The organism is Gimesia fumaroli, from assembly GCF_007754425.1.
Lineage (GTDB): Bacteria > Planctomycetota > Planctomycetia > Planctomycetales > Planctomycetaceae > Gimesia > Gimesia fumaroli.
Window position 1 is genome coordinate 6,491,192 of sequence record NZ_CP037452.1, and the last position, 17,371, is coordinate 6,508,562.

At 49.7% G+C, this 17,371-nt stretch carries 11 protein-coding genes and 1 pseudogene; 8 read left to right on the forward strand and 4 right to left on the reverse strand.

What is annotated here, in order from left to right:
- Positions 1–83 precede the first annotated feature (83 nt).
- Positions 84–1,562: an IS4 family transposase gene (locus Enr17x_RS24655; protein ID WP_145312355.1), complete on the reverse strand. Its 1,479-nt coding sequence runs from the start codon at positions 1,560–1,562 to the stop codon at positions 84–86.
- A gap of 352 nt (positions 1,563–1,914) precedes the next feature.
- Between Enr17x_RS24655 and Enr17x_RS29750 the strand changes: the two genes are divergently transcribed.
- The 4 genes and pseudogenes from Enr17x_RS29750 (at position 1,915) to Enr17x_RS24675 (ending at position 5,232) form a co-directional block, all read left to right on the forward strand.
- Positions 1,915–2,169, forward strand: coding sequence for a hypothetical protein (locus Enr17x_RS29750; RefSeq protein ID WP_198000777.1), 255 nt, complete (start codon positions 1,915–1,917; stop codon positions 2,167–2,169).
- A complete protein-coding gene (locus Enr17x_RS24665; RefSeq protein ID WP_145312357.1) occupies positions 2,166–3,002 on the forward strand; it encodes an IS3 family transposase in 837 nt (278 codons plus the stop codon). Before Enr17x_RS29750 ends, Enr17x_RS24665 begins: the two co-directional genes overlap by 4 nt.
- A gap of 47 nt (positions 3,003–3,049) precedes the next feature.
- Positions 3,050–4,258, forward strand: a pseudogene (locus Enr17x_RS24670) (MBOAT family O-acyltransferase); the annotation flags it as partial.
- Positions 4,259–4,275: 17 nt separating this feature from the next.
- Positions 4,276–5,232, forward strand: coding sequence for an SGNH/GDSL hydrolase family protein (locus Enr17x_RS24675; RefSeq protein WP_145312361.1), 957 nt, complete (start codon positions 4,276–4,278; stop codon positions 5,230–5,232).
- On the opposite strand, the gene Enr17x_RS24680 is transcribed toward Enr17x_RS24675, so the two are convergent.
- Both Enr17x_RS24680 and Enr17x_RS24685 read right to left on the reverse strand, forming a co-directional pair.
- Positions 5,218–6,585 carry a PQQ-binding-like beta-propeller repeat protein gene (locus tag Enr17x_RS24680; RefSeq protein ID WP_145312363.1) on the reverse strand — a complete coding sequence of 456 codons (1,368 nt, stop codon included), beginning with the start codon at positions 6,583–6,585 and terminating at the stop codon, positions 5,218–5,220. The genes Enr17x_RS24675 and Enr17x_RS24680 overlap by 15 nt on opposite strands.
- A gap of 353 nt (positions 6,586–6,938) precedes the next feature.
- Positions 6,939–7,208, reverse strand: coding sequence for a hypothetical protein (locus Enr17x_RS24685; protein ID WP_145312366.1), 270 nt, complete (start codon positions 7,206–7,208; stop codon positions 6,939–6,941).
- A gap of 261 nt (positions 7,209–7,469) precedes the next feature.
- Here Enr17x_RS24685 and Enr17x_RS24690 point away from each other — a divergent pair, with 261 nt between their 5' ends.
- The 4 genes from Enr17x_RS24690 (at position 7,470) to Enr17x_RS24705 (ending at position 15,832) form a co-directional block, all read left to right on the forward strand.
- On the forward strand, positions 7,470–8,876 hold the full coding sequence (locus Enr17x_RS24690; RefSeq protein WP_145312367.1) for a cation:proton antiporter: 1,407 nt from the start codon (positions 7,470–7,472) through the stop codon (positions 8,874–8,876).
- 1,157 nt (positions 8,877–10,033) lie between these two features.
- The gene (locus Enr17x_RS24695) at positions 10,034–11,353 is read left to right on the forward strand and encodes a DUF1552 domain-containing protein (RefSeq protein WP_145312369.1); all 1,320 of its coding nucleotides are present in this window, start codon (positions 10,034–10,036) and stop codon (positions 11,351–11,353) included.
- Positions 11,350–13,803, forward strand: coding sequence for a DUF1588 domain-containing protein (locus Enr17x_RS24700; RefSeq protein ID WP_198000778.1), 2,454 nt, complete (start codon positions 11,350–11,352; stop codon positions 13,801–13,803). Before Enr17x_RS24695 ends, Enr17x_RS24700 begins: the two co-directional genes overlap by 4 nt.
- Positions 13,804–14,728: 925 nt before the next feature.
- The gene (locus Enr17x_RS24705; protein ID WP_145312370.1) at positions 14,729–15,832 is read left to right on the forward strand and encodes a hypothetical protein; all 1,104 of its coding nucleotides are present in this window, start codon (positions 14,729–14,731) and stop codon (positions 15,830–15,832) included.
- Between the two features lie 124 nt (positions 15,833–15,956).
- Here the strand turns inward: Enr17x_RS24705 and Enr17x_RS29755 are convergent, their stop codons facing one another.
- The gene (locus tag Enr17x_RS29755) at positions 15,957–17,267 is read right to left on the reverse strand and encodes an SEC-C metal-binding domain-containing protein (RefSeq protein WP_198000779.1); all 1,311 of its coding nucleotides are present in this window, start codon (positions 17,265–17,267) and stop codon (positions 15,957–15,959) included.
- Between the last annotated feature and the right edge of the window lie 104 nt (positions 17,268–17,371).

Genomic DNA, 17,371 nt, shown 5'->3' on the forward strand with positions numbered 1-17,371 from the left:
CAAACGCCGTGAGCAACTGCCGGGCCGAACAGGATTGGGTCAGGACCGAATGGCACTGCCTATTGTAGCGTAACAGTTTGCGTTCATACGATTGCCTTCCGTTGTTGATGGTAATGGTATCTTGGTTGCTTCAGCAAAGCCAGCACTTTGGTGCGGCGTTTATTGGCTCTGGGTTCTGTTCGACCAGTGCGATGCCCCACACGTTCGCTGCTGGGGACCTGTTGTCCGAGTGCAACCAACTCATCCGTGAGCTTCGTGACGGCTCCCAACAACCAACTGGCAGCCAGCATCTGTTGCGTGGTGGCAAACGAGAGGGAACGCGGATCACGGTCTGTTGAGAGACTGCTTTGCAGCATTTTTAACCGAATCAGATTATACGCCAGCAGGCACGACCAGAGTTCGGTGAGCACCATGTCCGGAGACTTCGCACGCAGAATATCCATCCCCAGCGAACACTTGATGCTGCGAATATCCAGTTCGATCAGCCAGCGGCTCTGATACACGGCGGCGATCCAGCGCGCCGGGTATGCTTTCCGATCTGTGATGCTGGTGGCAATCGTAAACGTTTTGGCGCGATACCCCGGCTGACTGATCTGCACATCGACCAGACGCAGAGTGAGCGTCAGCGGTTGTTGCCAGAATTCCTGACGGGTCATCCAGGCAGGACGTTGCAATGGTCGTGACCAGGTCACCAGTCGCTCCCGTTTGCTCAGCCGCCGCGCGTTCTGGGGATGATCGTCACGCAGGTGATGATTCTTCATCAGAATCTGCACGCCCCGCGCACGGCACGCACTCACCAGCCAGTACGTGCAGTAATACGAGTCTGCCACCAGGGTATCTCCCGGTCGGAGTGCATCGCGCATTTGCCAGAACAGGGCCGTTTCGCCACTGCCTTTTCCGCTGTAAGGCCCGCTCACTAGATCCACCAGCAGTCCGGTTGTCATCGAGATCAGAGAAACGCAGCGTAGAACGGGGAACCCGAGCCCCGGTTTCTGAGTCGGGTTCTGTGGATAGGCACGCTGATTCTCAGGAGTATCGGCGGCCGTGATGGTGAAGCCGTCAACCAGCAGAATGCGACCGCCGGTGCTCCGTGATTTCACATCAGCGATGCTGGAAGGACTGAGGCGTGCCGCCGACTGCTCTCTGGTCTGGACACGATTCTGATCACAGGCCGCTTCCGCATCAGCGGCAATTTGTTGGACAATGTCTCGAATGACGATAAACGGGATTTTGAGTCGCGCCCGACAATAAGCACTGGTATTCGTACTGCAAACCCGTCGGCCCAGCGCGGCACACAGGCTGGCAACACGGATCACGGCCGCTTTACAGCTGCGTTGCTCGCCGGAAAAGAAGACCTGAGAAATTAAGGCCCAGAGCGTGATTGCGGGTGTGTAAACGTCATCCTCGCCGGAACCAAAATTGATTTCGTGTTCATCAAAGGTTTGTTGCCAGCGCTGGTCATCAATCACATCAGATAGCGGAAGCGAAGCATTTTGCATCATCGAACGTTTGAAAAGAGAAAATGATGCTGCATTCGAATGGGAAGCTGATATAAATGGCATAGAACCTTCCTTGGTCAAATGTTTTACCCACACCAACCCAAGGAAGGTCTTGCCAGAACGCAGCATAATGCCAGGAAAGGTTTTGCCAAACACAATTTCCAGCGAACTGGCAAAAAATCAGAAAATTAAAACCGTGACTGCGTCACCCGGGAGTCGTTGCGCAAACACAAACTCAAAAAACAGCGGCAGTGCCATTCGGGTCAGGACCGAATGGCACTGCCTGTTGTCGCGTAACGGTTTGCGTTCATACGATCATTCTCCGTTGTTGATGGTAATGATCTCTGGGTTGCTTTAGTAGAGCCAGCGCTTTGGTGCGGCGTTTATTGGCTCTGGGTTCTGTTCGACCAGTGCGATGCCCCACACGTTCGCTGCTGGGGACCTGTTGTCCGAGTGTAACCAACTCATCCGTGAGCTTCGTGACGGCTCCCAACAACCAACTGGCAGCCAGCATCTGTTGCGTGGTGGCAAACGAGAGGGAACAATGGGAGTCGCTGAAGTACGCCGCCTGAAGCAACTCGAAGAAGAAAACAAAAAGCTGAAACAGCTTGTAGCCGATCTCAGCCTGGATAAAAAGATGTTGCAGGATGTTGTCCAGGGAAAGGTATGAGGTCCGATCGTCGTCGAGTAGTGGTGAAACGGTTGCAAGTCAGTTATGCCGAAAGTGAACGTCGTGTTTGTAAAGCCTTGAACTTTCCGCGAGCTAGCCACCGTTACCAAAGTGTTCGAGACGAGCGGGCCGAATTACGAATCCGGTTACGTGATCTTGCCAGTACCCGTGTGGATTTCGGTTATCGGCGGTTACATATTTTCTTGTTGCGTGAAGGATGGAAAGTAAATCATAAGCTGGTTTACCGACTTTATATCGAAGAAGGCCTACAAATGCGTCGAAAACGTCCACGGCGGAATCGAAGTTGTCAGGTCCGAGTAACGCGACCGAAAGCCAGCTGCACTAATGAGAGTTGGAGTATGGACTTCATGTCCGACCAACTGTTTGACGGGAAGCGATTCCGGCTGTTAACGTTAGTCGATAACTTTAGTCGTGAGAGTCTGGCCATTCGGGTCGGTACCCGGATGACGGGGGATGATGTCGTAGCAGCTCTGGAGCGAGTCAAAGAGGTTCGGGGCTGTCCTCAATCGATTCGCGTGGATAACGGTCCTGAGTTCATTTCGAAGAGCCTGGACTGGTGGGCTTACTTCAACAAGGTAACTCTGGATTTTAGTCGGCTTGGAAAACCGACGGATAATGCGTATATTGAATCGTTCAACGGACGGGTTCGCCAGGAATGTTTAAACCAGCATTGGTTTTTAAGCCTGGCAGATGCTCAGGAACAAATCGACCAGTGGCGGCTGGACTACAACGAAAACCGCCCACATAGCTCACTGGGAAATCAGACCCCGGTGGAGTTTGCGAAAAAATCATGCCCGGCGCGCCGGGCATGATTACCTTGAATTTCTAACATTCCAACTGGATCAAGGTTGGGGGCAAGGTCACACTACTTGGCTATTTTAAATACTCCGATTTCTTAATTGAAAATATCAATCTAATAAGTGATGGAAGTATTCCCACGTTAGATTTAGCGCTTCCCTTAGCGATATCATTTTTTACGTTTCAGCAAATATCTTATTTAGTAGATAGTTATCGACAGGAAACAAAAGAGTATGACTTTTTAAACTATGCGCTTTTCGTAACTTTTTTTCCACAACTCATAGCAGGTCCGATTGTTCATCATAAGGAGATGATGCCACAATTCGCGCAAGTGAGAAATAAAGTGAAGAGTCATAAAAATATAGCAATGGGGCTTTTTATCTTCTCCATCGGGTTGTTTAAGAAAGTTGTAATTGCTGATACTTTTGCTGTCTGGGCTAATGCTGCATTTGATGCTGCAACAACTTTGAATTTCTTTGAGGCATGGGCTACCTCATTATCATACACGTTTCAATTGTATTTTGATTTTAGTGGTTATACAGATATGGCCATTGGACTGGCATTATTGTTCAACATAAAGCTGCCGATCAATTTTAATAGCCCCTATAAAGCAACTGATATACAAGACTTTTGGAGAAGATGGCATATCACGCTTTCAAGATTTCTCAAAGATTATGTTTATATACCTCTTGGTGGGAATAGAAGAGGGGAATATGCAACTTACTCGAATCTTTTAGCCACTTTTATCATTGGTGGTGTTTGGCATGGTGCAGGTTGGACTTTTATATTTTGGGGTTTTCTCCATGGCGTTGCATTAGTTGTTCATCGAGCCTGGAATAAGTTAGGTTTTAAGATTTGGACCTGGCTAGCCTGGTTAATGACATTTAACTTTGTAAATGTTGCCTGGGTGTTTTTCAGGGCTAAAAAATGGGACGATGCGATTAAGGTTTTGAGTGGGATGGTTGATATCAGAAATGTCAGTCTAATAGAGTTTTATGAAAAAAAACTGCTTGCATTAGAAGGTATGTATCTTGCTGCTACTGAAACTTCAATGATGTATTTCATCAAGCACTTCAGGGATGCTGAGTTTGCTTTTTTGAGTATTCTCGCATCATTTCTAATCATTCTCGCATTCAAAAATTCTTCACAAATGATGAAAGGATTCTCATCTAACATTCTGACATTGTCACTCAATGTTTTATTGTTTGTCTTTTCAATTTATATCATAAGTGCAGGCACCTATACCGAATTCTTATACTTTAATTTTTAAGGTGTCATATGTACGAAATGAATAACAAAAAATATACTCTTTGCTTTGTATTTCTAAGTTCTGTCAGTTTGAGTCTAATTTACATGACAGTGTTGAGGCCTATCTATGAATATAACTTAGATAGAATTTATGACTTAAGACAGGTTCCTATTGAATATAGAGTATCGCTACAGGAAGACTTTATAGACAGGACATATGAAAACAACGCGGTTCTTTTGTTGGGAGATTCACAACCTTATGGGTATAGACATGTACCGAAAAGAATCTTCTCTCGACTTTTATCTCAGAAGCTTGGCAAAAAAGTATTTAATCTTGCCTTCGCAGATAAAAGCATTACTGACAATATCAATACTTTGAATTATATCGTCAGCAAAAAGATGAGATTTGACAGCGTTATTTTCAACGTAAATCAAGCCCATCCCAAAAGTCCAACTTCACAGAGATTAGACCTCATAAATGAAACTGATTACAAGTTGGGAATAGTTCAAAACAGAAAAGCGTTTGAAATCTTTATCGAATACTTTAATCCCAAAGCAGATTATACAAGAGGTTTTTTTCAACAAGAAATATCACCTGACTATTATAATATGCCATTAAAGAACTTTTCAATTTATCTAGGTAAAGTCGAACAATTAATCTCACTAGCAAAATTAGCATCGAACAATGTAATAATATATGAAACACCATATGCTGAAGAAGATGTCAAAAGACTTCAACTAGATATGAGTGACATGGAAATGTTTACGAACGATATCAAAAGAATTTGTAGTAAGCATAGGGTGGTGTTTTTAAAACCTAATATTAGTAAGATCGAATATTTTGATGATCTGGTTCATTTCAGCAAAAAAGGCCATGTAAAAATGGCACAAATCTTATATGAAACAATTCAAAATAATCAGAAAACAAGATATCAGGAAGTTCTGAAGGCGAATCAACTCAGCTCTAACCAATCAACCCGCTCACTGACCCGCTGAGATACAATACAGGTTGTCAACGGTGCGAATATAGATGCTGCCGTCGGCAATGGCGGGGGTGCCCCAGGCTTGCTGGTCGAGTTTATTGAAGGCCACCACCTTCAGTTGGTCACCTGCAGCGATGACATGAGTGTTGCCGTTGGAATCCAACGCAAAGAGGTGTTTCCCGTCGGTCCAGGGGGAGGCCCAGAATGCGCGGGCCCCCGGGATGCGGCTCTGGTATTCCAGACGCCCCGTTTCGAGATCGACACAACGAATGATGCCCCGGCGACGTTCGAAGAAATACAGGTTACCGTCTAACCAGGTCGGCGACGCCATTTGAATGCCGGAGCCGTCCATCCGCCACTCCACGAACTCTCCCTGCATGCCATCTCCCGGCAGAGTAATATCGCCCTTTCCGCCCGGCTTGATCGAGTACAGCCGCCCACCGCCGTCATCATCGCCGCCCCGGTTGCGTAGTTCGTTCCCGATGAAAAGCCGATCGCCAACGGCCACGGGGGTCGCCGACGAACGCCCTTTATTCATATCCAGTGACCAGAGTAATTTTCCGGTCGCAGGATCATACGAACGATAAACGGTTCCCCCCACGATCAGTTCATTTCGCAACGAATTTTTCCAGATCATGGGGCTGCTGTATTGCGACTTTTCATCGCGGTTGACCTTCCAGATTTCCTCTCCGGTTTTCGTGTCCAGGGCGACGAGGAACGATTGCTCCTGATTATCAACCTGAATGAACAGCCGATCTTCGAAGAGTACAGGCGAGCTTGACGTGCCCCAGCCGGCACGCATTTCATAAACCCCCAGATCTCTCTTCCACAACACGTTGCCTTTCAGGTCGAGACAATAAACGCCGTTCATGCCGAAGTACGCGTAAATTTGTTTCCCGTCTGTGACCGGTGTTTCCGTGGCATAGGTGTTGGTGCTGTGCCGCGGCATCGGCGGCTTGCCTTCTTTCACCGTCTTCTTCCAGATTTGCTCCCCCGTGGCGGCATCCAGACAGACGACCTGATATTGATACAGCACGTTGACCAGATCGTTACGATCGCGGCCGTAGCCGCCTCGGTTGGATTCCGGCCGAGCTATCTTTTTCTTTGCTGGATTGGAAGTCACCGCGGCCGTCATATAAACGCGACCATCCCAGATAATCGGCTGAGACCAGCCTTCCCCCTCAAGCGGTTTCTTCCAGCGAATATTGGTTTGTTCTCCTTCCGCATCCGACCACTTAACAGGCAGCGGCGTCGCAGACACGGCATTGGAATTCGCACCCCGAAACTGAGGATAGTTTTCGGCCAGACAGGTATGCCCCCAGGACAGAACAACAAACAGCACGACATAGCGATAAGTAAAATTCATATTCTTTTCCTGACATCCATAACACAAAGCGGTAATGAACTGACTACTAAATAGTGTAAGGGCTGCGAACGAGAAAGAAATAGCAATTCCGCACGAGAGAAACAGGAGCCGCAGGTCTGATTCCGGGTAGCGTTTATTGAATCGTTCTGAAAGTGACTCTGGGGACGATAACATGACCCAGGTCAAAATGAACCGTGTCCGATGTTGTCACGTACTCTAGTTTTCAGGAACATTGACCGCAGAAAAGACCAGTTAGCCGCAGGGCATTAGCCCCGGTTGGGCGTCTTTGGTAAGGACCGTTCGAACTAAGAAACGCGACCTGGCAGAACTAATCAGAATGTTTTCGGCAATGGTTACTTCCATTTTGCATGAAATAAAAGGGGCAGAGAGCCGCCCAGGATTCCCCCCGCCAGCACACCGGCGGGAACGGAGAAAAACAGAAACCCCCAGCCAGCCTGTACGAAATCGCCTCCCATGAGGGGGCAAAGAAAATATAGACCATAGAACCCCACGACGGCACCCAGAATCATGCCAATCCCTGCAGAGGCGATGGCCAAAACCCATTTCATGGCTGTTGTGATTTCGTCGTCAATTCCATCCTGGATTTCGTTTGCTGCTGACATGCGGGAACCTCGGGTTTCAGTCTGGTAAAACAGGGAAGTCTCGTTTTCTCGTACAACTGTAAGGCGTGGAAGCGAATCAGATATCACGCATTGAATGAAAAAAATATCTGATTGAACAGAAAATGGTGTCAGTAAAAGCGTCGGCGGCCCCTTGATGCTGGTGCATGGTCCCTCTTGAAAATGACGATGGAGTGCAAAAAATGACAGGTCATTCAGGCCCGCCTGCTTTTCTTCCGGGCGAAGTACCCTATAATAACGGCCATGAACTTCTTCGATATCGCCGGCATCCTCGTGGCCCTCGCAGCGGCCTTCGCATTCATCAACCACAAACTGCTCAAGCTGCCGACGACGGTAGGCCTGATGCTGCTGGCAATGCTGCATGCAATCATCCTGCTGCTGATTGATCGGTTCGTACCCGGGGCGACCGTGCTCACCGCGGCCGAGACGCTCATCGGCTCGATCGATTTCGATCAGACGCTGATGCAGGGCATGCTCGGCTATCTGCTCTTTGCCGGGGCGTTGCATGTCAACCTCAACGACCTCAAGGAACAAACCGCGGCCATCGCCCTGCTCGCGACCATCGGCGTCCTCGCGACAACATTCATCGTCGGCGGGCTCACCTACGTCATCACCGGCTGGCTCGGCATCGAGGTCCGCTTCATCTACTGCCTGCTCTTCGGCTCGATCGTCGCCCCCACCGACCCGATCGCAGTCCTGGGGATCTTCAAGAGCCTCGGCGCACCCAAGTCGCTGGAAACCAAGATCGCGGGTGAGTCACTGTTTAACGATGGCGTCGGCGTGGTGGTGTTTATTGCGCTCCTGGGCATCGCGGGGCTGGGTGGGCATGGCGAGTCGCCTGAAGACTTAACTAAGCCGGATGCGTCCCATCGTGTCGTTCAGCAGAGCGAACAAGAACATCCGCACGATGTTCAAGCAGGCAGCGAGGTGACGGAGACGAACGCAAGCGACGTCGCGAAGCTCTTCGCCCTCGAAGCTGGCGGCGGGATTGCGCTGGGCTTTGTGCTGGGGCTGCTCGCGTTCTTTATGTTACGATCCATTGATCACTACGCGACGGAGATTTTGATTTCGCTGGCGATGGTGACGGGCGGGTATGCACTGGCGATGAAGCTGCATCTGTCGGGGCCGTTGGCGATGGTGGTCGCGGGGCTGATCCTGGGGAACCATGGCCGAACGCTGGCGATGTCCGACAAAACGCGCCAGCACCTGGACACGTTCTGGGAGTTGGTGGACGAGCTTCTGAATGCGGTGCTGTTTGTGCTGATCGGGCTGGAGGTCCTGGTGCTGTCGTTCCAGGAGAAATATCTGCTGGCCGGGGCGCTGGCAATCCCCGCGGTGCTACTGGCGCGGTTCCTGTCCGTGGGCACGGTGATCACCGCCCTGAAGAAGGCGACCGGCCGGGAATTCACGCCACACGCGATTAAGGTCATGACCTGGGGCGGCCTGCGCGGCGGGATCAGTGTTGCACTCGCGCTCTCGCTCAAGGAAGAAATTCACGCCCGGCAATCACAGTACGACAACATCGGCGAACTCATCCTGACCATGACCTACGTCGTCGTCGCCTTCTCAATCCTCGTCGGCGGACTGACCATTGGGCCGATGCTGAGCCGGATGGGGCTTACAGGGCAGAGCAAAACAGACGCCCACTAACTACTGATCGCGAGAAAATAAAGAGGGCAGCGACTGATTGCACATGGATATCGGAAATCACTTCCTCCGAAATATGCAAAGCTTCAACCTTCGGTAAGTCGGCTGCAGTGAGCGACACGCCGAGTTCTCCCAGTCTGGCTGAAAATTCTTCTGGCGTCATTTTATTAACCTGATTTCATTAACTGAGGTCGCAAAAGGGCAGGATTCTTTCGGACGGTCCTTACCAATGTACGTACAACCGGGGTTAACACCCTGAGGTTAATTTTGGATCTTTCTAGCGATCCTTAACTTTTGGTGGGGCATTTCTGGTGCAGGATGTTTATCTCTCTGGTTGTGTTGCTTTGTGGTAAAACTGGTTTGCTGCGTGGTCGTTTTTTACCGGCGGCTGGTGCTGACCCGCTCACCTTTTTTGGTCGCGCTGGTTCCATTTGATCGGTTGTGATTAATTGAATGTCGTGAGGCGGGCGGACACATGGGTACCGCCCCTACAGGAGAGAGCATCATGATTGTGAAACGGATTGTCTTGAACGGCGTGGGGTGGTCAAGGGGGATCTGGAAAAACTTGTGTGGTGGGAGTGAGCAGACATGTGTTGTGTCAGTGTCGAGGTGTGTTGTATGTGTGGTTTTATGCGTCGGCGTGTGTCGACCCGCATAACTTTTCCGCGGTTGGATTTTGAAAATCGTCCTGAATCAAGCGGTTTATCACATGCTGCCGTTTGTTTCGTTCCTGGTATGCACCTGAACCAGTACTGTTCTCGCGCGCGACGCATAACCGGGATGATGGGAAACGGCTCGCAGGCGTCAAGCTGTCTTTATTCAGTGGGCGGTACTCGATTTTCAGTCGTCCAAACGGGCACGGATGGTGTTAGCCCTGAGCAGCGGGAAGGGGGACGTTTGTTTCGTGGAACCAGAGGCAGGTTTCTCGATATTTCGGTTGCGGTCACGCTGAATCAGGGTAAAATAGGCGTACTGCCTCAAGCGTTCGTAAATGAAGTCACCTTACCTCACTCAAACACCCGATACCTGTTCCAGGTATCCTACCACGGCCGTCTTACCCGTGATGTCGCGTTTCGCTGCTCCAGAGGAGAGATTAAACGGCTCCCGAGAAACGCTGAGATCACAGAGAAACCACCGGACTGTTTTCTGAAAGATCGATCATGCTGAACCGTAGAAAAATGCTGCAAACGATGGCCGCTGGTGCGGGTTCTGCACTCGGATTCTCACTGCTTCCCGAACAGCTGCTGGCGATGCCGAAGTTGAAAGAGACCCCGAAGCGGATTGTGTTCTTCATGCAGAACCAGGGTTTCGATCCAGCGACCTGTATTCCCGAAGGCATGAAACGCAGTGGTTCGCTGGCGAAGGTCAAACTGCCCGAGCCGATCAGTCCGCTGGAACCATACAAAGATCGTATGCATATCATCAACGGTCTGCACGGCATTCACACCAGCCCGTCGCACAGTGCGTTCTTTGGCGCGCTGGGCGGCTATCGCGGGAGCGACGGAGTTCCCCCCAGTGCAGCGACCATCGATTACGAGCTGAGCAAGATCCTGCCTCAAACTCTGCTGCCGCATCTCTGCATCGGCATGGACTCCATTGAGAATATGCGGACCAAGCCGACCATCGCGACGCTGTCTGCCAGTGGCGCCGGTCAGCCGATCTTCATGCACTCCAATCCGAATCACTTGTATCAGATGCTGTATGGCGGCATCTCCACTGGAGACATTCGACGTCAACACGAAGCCCGTTCCAATGTCTTCAATCAGATTGAACAACTGGCCGCCGCAAAGGGTAACGCACTGCCTGCCGCGGACCAGCAGCGATACGGTCAGTTCGTCGACGGCTTCAAAGAGGTCAACGGCCTGCGAGATCGCCTTGATTCGGTTGCCGGTCATTTAAGAAAATTCGCGCCCAAAGTCGACGGCCGTTATACCAGTCCCGAGCATGAAACCGACTGGCATGATGTGCTGCTGGATCTGGGGATTTCGTCACTCACATCAGGCATCACGAACACGCTGACGATTGGTTCGGGCCGGGGCGAGATCTTCGGTGCCTGGAAAGGGCTGGGTATTGAACAACAGGGCCACAACCTGGGCCACATGGAACAACCGGGCAATCCGATCTGGATTAAAATTCGTCAATACAACAGCCGGATGCTGGTGCGGATCATCGAAGCTTTGGATTCGATCCCGGAAGGGAGTGGCACGATGATGGATCATACGCTCATCGTTTATACCAGCAACAATGCTGACAAGCAGCACACCAGTGGTGCCAACTGGCCGGTGATGCTACTGGGGAATTTCGACGGCGCCTTTAAGACGGGCTGCTTCACCCAACTGGATGGCAAACGCCCGATCAACTCGCTGTATGCAACGCTGCTGGAAGCCTCGGGAGTTCCCTGTGAGCACTTCAATATGAATGAGAAGCTGGCCCGGAAGTTTGATTCCGGTACAGGCCCGCTGCAGGAAATTCTGGTATGACCGGGTTTCGATTTGTTTCCGTTCTCACACTGCTGTTGAGTTTTGTCGCCATAGCAAAAGGCGAGACTTACATACCCGGGCAAAAGGTTTCCAAAAACTTCCAGAGTTTTGCTAAAACCTTTCTGAAGACGCACTGTGTTGACTGTCATGGTAAGACCGAACCGGAAGGGAATCTTTCACTGCACGACCTCGGCCCCGTGGATGAAGTCAACGCGGCGACTTGGCGCAGTGTCTGGGCACAGGTCACTCTGAAAGAGATGCCGCCGCGGGACATGACTCAGCCGAAAGTGGTCGAACGGCTGCAGTTCTCGGACTGGGTTGTCGGCGAGCTAACCCACGTGATGCAGGACAAGGGCGGCTTTCATGATCACCTCGATCCGAACAAAGCCAACTATGTCGATCACGAGTTACTCTTCGGTCCTCTGCCTGAGAACATCAAACTCATCCCGACCGCTTCACCGGCGCGTCTCTGGCGGTTAACGCCGCAGGAGCACATCACGCGTCTGAATGAATTGATCAATAAAGAGCCGGAGTTTGATCCGAATAAGCCGGGCCTGCGGACGCACGGCGATGTTGTCCCCACGAATCATGGCGGCGAACTCAAGCTCTACTTTGGAACGGATCGCATTATCAAATGGCAGGGGGGAACCGTGGCTTATGCGACCGCCGTTAAGAGTGTCCCCGCCATTCTCTCCTCGGCCCGGACACACGGACTGGAAAACTATCCCGATTTTTACACCGTCAACAGTGCGGAAGCGACACAGGTCCTGAGTATGTCGGCGGACATTCTGCGCTATATGGCTTATGGCCCGTTGAGCATCGCCAAGCCGTATCAGATCACCGATGATCCCCGTTCGATCGCGGACAAGATGAAAGGCGATATTCGCGGTCTGCCTACGAGTCTCGTTTACAGTACGAAGGTCAAGAGGCCACTGACCCCCGTGTATGATCTGATGGAACAGGAAGGGGTTAGCGATGCCAGCCTGCAGGCGGCCATTAGTTATCTGTTCGAAATGCTGACCTTCCGTCCGCCGAGTGCAAAAGAATCGGATGAATATCTGACGATCGTGAAACAGTCGATTGAAAAACTGGGCAAAAAAGAGGGCGTGATTTTGGGGTTGTCGGCTTTGTTTCTTGAACGCGACGCGCTCTTCAGGCCGGAACTGGCAGAGGCTGGTCAACCAGATCGATACGGGCGCGTAATGCTCCAGGACTGGGAACTGGGACTGGCGGTGAATCATGCACTGCGTTACATCAAGCCGGACGAAGAACTGCGAACCGCGATTGTCGAAGGGCGGATGCGGACCCGTGCGGATGTGAAACGGGAAGTCGAACGGATGCTGGCGGACGATGGTATCAGGAAGCCGCGCATCCTGCGTTTCTTTCGCGATTATTTTGATTATGACCTGGGCGGTTACATTTGTAAGGATGCCCGGGCTCTGGCAAATACAGGGGTGAGCAATCGAGGGCAGGCCCATTATCGGGCGATGTTCGATTCGACGGCGAGTACGGATCGGCTGATTGAGTTGATTCTGAAAGAAGATCGCGATGTATTCAAGCGTCTGTTAACGACCAACCAGGTGGTCGCGACCAAAGCAGATGAGATTTATTTTGGTGAGCGACGAACCCGCAAGGAAGAAATCGCTTCCCGCAAGGCCGCCCAGGAACGCGCCGCAAAAGAAGCTGCGAAAACCGGAAAGAAACCTAGTAAGGCCGACAAGAGAAAAGCCGCGCAGATCAACCATAAAGTCACACCGACGAAACTCACAGGACCGGAGATCTATGCCCGCGTCAGTCGCCGCAGCTTCGGTAGAGGGTCCATGAAACCGGAGCGGATTCTGGCCACTGTCCCCGCCGATCAACGTCTGGGAATTCTGACTCAGCCGAGTTGGCTCGTCTCACATTCCGATGCCATGGACAATCATGCAATTCGTCGCGGCCGTTGGATTCGCGAACGATTACTGGGCGGCGGCATTCCCGATGTGCCGATTACCGTGGATGCGATGCTGCCCGATGAACCGACGAAAACACTCCGCGAACGGATGCGGGTCACCCGCGAAGAATACTGCTGGACCTGTCACAAGAAAATGGATCCGCTGGGCCTGCCGTTCGAAATGTTTAATCATGCGGGCCTGTATCGCAAGACCGAACTGGAAAAACCGGTTGATACAACGGGCGCGATCATCGATTCCGGCGATCCTGAACTGGACGGTGAAGTCGCCAACGCGATTGAACTCATCGAAATAATCGCCGCCAGCGAGCGGGCTGAGCAGGTGTTTGTCCGTCACGCGTTTCGGTTCTGGATGGGCCGCAACGAAACCTTGAACGATGCCCCCGTGCTGCAGGCAGCCTATCGCGCCTACAAAGACAACGACGGCAGCATGAACGCGTTGCTTGTCTCCCTGCTGACGTCTGATGCGTTTCTCTATCGCACCCGAGATACCAGGTAGCGTTTCTTTATTCGAATCCGCCTTTAAAAAAAGTCTGTGAACCGGAGCAAACGCCCTGCGGCTAATGAATCTTTTCTGCTTGTCACGAAGGCGGGAAGATGCATCTTTGAAACAGGCGTCTGAAAGATTCCCAACAGGCGAAGTCAAGAATTTGGCAGAAATAGTGCTCAAACGTGAGCATTGCAAGTCAATCCATGTGTATATGCATCAGATAAAATTGCATTTATTACCACACCTATTTCATCCTAAATGTACATTGTGTACTATAGGCCAAAGGCACTTGTGTATCGACTATGGGTTTTGAAGAACTTTTAGATCTCAACATAAGTCACAGAGGGTTTACGGTTGTAGGACAGCTCAATTCATTATCGTCATTCAAAAATACAATCGGGTCTTATTCAAAGTAAGGGGATTGGTATTCGGATTCTCTATAATCACAGCGGATTAATTGGGGGGGGGACCATGAGCAATCTTTCAATCCACAGAATGGAAAATTTGGGTCCGAGGGGTGTGGCTCATGTAATACTGAAGCAACGATATCAAGTAATGAAGCATTGTGCTCATATGCGTACCACTGCTCTTATACTGCAGGTGTCTGTCATTTAGGTGGAGGTAACCCGTTTGCTTCAAATAGAACGATACAGAAATCTCCTAAATGCCCCGGAGGTGGTTAATGCTTTGTCTGTATTCCCCTGCCTGACAACAGCAGGCTGGAAAATGATGATGCGTCAGTCGCTGTCAGGGAATTTGTAGTGTATGAGGGCATACTTAATTTATACATTCTTGAGTAGCTGGAATAGCAGAGTATTTTGCATGCAGCAGAATACTCTGCTCACTATTTACGGGACGCATAAACATGATCACCAATTTCAATTTTCGTCGCATTCCTACCCTCTTATTCATGTTGATCATGGTCGTCTCAATCTTGGATGAAGGATTTACTGAAGAGGCTACGGCACAAAAGAATCCCACAGATTCGACAGAAAAATCGCCCCCTGTCAGTAAGATGACCATACGCAATGCGATTCAGTCAGCAATTGCAGAGCGTGATATGGTAACATCAGGGGATCTTAGTCTGGATATTGAAACGACATCTCCCAGAGGAATTGATCTCTATGGATATCGAATTAAATTTGACGAAAATTCTGCTCGCGTTACGCATATCAGTCCTTATCCATCTGACAGTCGTAAGGGAGTTTTTCAGAGAACTTTTATTACTGGTAAGGACCGAGCTTATACTTATTCAGATGAAGAGCTGCTGAATAAAGACTCCGTAATGGTTTTGCAGGTTGATAAACGCAAAATGGATCGTGATATTTTTGTTGGATTACCGAATCCACAGAAACTCGGCATGTTTCCTCTACACACCAATGCCTATTCAGTATTCGAGAGAGACTTTTTTTTAAAATGCTTAGATCGCGAAGACTTGAAGGCCAGTTGGGTTGATCTCAATGGGACTGAGTGTTTGCTGTGTGAATATCAATTAGCAGAACGCCATTCGAATGTGAGAATGTGGTTAAACCCGGTTTACAATTTTTCGATTGTCAAAATCACTCTATCTGAATTCTATGACGACGATATCGATGTCATTCAGAAGGTGGACGTGAGCTACCAGAAAATCAAAGCAAGCTACAAGAACAAAAAAACGGACATCTGGTTTCCGGCGTCGGTTCACTTTGAACGTCTGGAGAATGGCATTCCCCAGACAGTTGAGTCTGTAAAAGTAGTGGTCCATTCATTAAATGCAGGAATTGATCAACGGGAACTGGAAATTCCAAGTCTAAATGTACCGGAGGGGACCCCGGTTTCACTCGTACTTGATTCTCCAGATCAGAATGAATACGTTTGGAAAGATGGTAAGATCAGTAAGATTAATATAAATGATATGGTTTCATCGCATTTATCCGCCGTTTCCAGACGAACACAAAACGCTCGTGCTTTCTACATTCTGATTACTGTGAATCTTTTACTTCTGGGTATTATTATTTTGTACTTTTATTTTCGAAAGAAGAAACCTGAAATCAAGTAACTTCCCCTGTCAGTCTGGTTCAATGCTGCCCGTACCCGAGGATATCAGGAACCTATATCTAAACGTTCCGACTCCTTTTGTGTCCCCTGTCGGGAACCTGATTGATATGGCACCTTTTTCATTCTCACGATTTGTTCAAACAGCACTTTTTGTATTTCTTACCACTTCCACAGGGACAAGGATCGTTGCGTCCAATTCGTGCTTCTTCCCTGACGATTGTATTTGGGAAGTAGGTTGGTTGAGTCACTGGTTCGATCTCCGTATCAGCAGCGTCTTCTTCAAGATCGACCAGCAAATCACCTGAGAAACCGAAGGTATGATTTCCAAGCTGTTCCGAGTAAAGAGCCCTGCGGGTTGACTCAGCTTCTTCATTGGCCTGCTTCCATACTTCGTATTCGGGAAATTCGACGCCCAGTACGGTACTGACCGCAATCAGCGTTTCGCGCAAACTAAGCACGTCGGGATCAATTGCGGTGGTGCGAATGAATTCACATACCGGTTCAATAGCATCCGTTGAAAAATGCGAGAGGGTCGCCTGGCCCAGAAAGGGGAGAATCGTATCGTCAGGTTCCTCTATGAAAAGTTCGATGCTCTTTTGAATGGCAAGATCACTGTGTATATTCTCCAGTACACTGGATCCGGAAATCTGGAAATGCCAATCTTCCGTAGGAAATTCATTCACGACAACTTCGACAACCACGTCGCCACCAATTTTGACAAGTGCTCTTTGGGCTTCTTCGTTATGCCAGTCATCGATGATTTTGAGAGACTCAATCAACAATGGCACTGACTCTATCAGTCGTAAATCACCAGCCAGGTATAGCAGGAATCCCTGCATCAAAAGCCTCGGCGAACTTTCGGAATAGTCAATCTCTTCATTCAGTAGTTCCAAAACCCGATCAGCAACCTCGGAACCCAAACGTCCCAGGGCTTCAGAAAGCCGGCATGCATGTGGTAAATCCATATCATATAGATCTGGGTCTGATTCACTTTCACAAAAATCAAACAGTTTTTTCCAGAGGGAATCGGCATCCTCATCAAGTAGCTGGATACGTTCAGAAAAGGCATATGCCAAAATTCTATCAAAGCATGGTAGAGCCAGGATCTCCGACTCCCTGGTCCGCGTCAGCTGAGGGTCCGCGTGAGTCAGTAGATCGGACAGGGCATAGGCATATCGAGAATCATCTGAATTTTCATGATGTCGTAGTTCATCGATGCACCACTCAATCGTGGTTTGGGTCTGTGGTAAATGGAAACTTTCCTTGATCAGGGGGATTGATGGCTCACGACCATATTGTTCAACCGCTTTGATGACGAGCGGCATGATCGTAGTATCTTCAGTAAATGATTTGGTGAAATATTGGAGCGCCAGGGTTCTGGCATCAAGATCGGGATGCAGGATCGCTTGTTTGATTTGTTCTTCCGGCAGTCGCATTTCATTCATTCTCCCTGCAGTGTCTTGCTTGGCAAAACGGACATCATACGTGTTCCAATGCCCCGATTCTAAGTGATTTTGAGAGAAAGCAAAAGGTTTTTGAA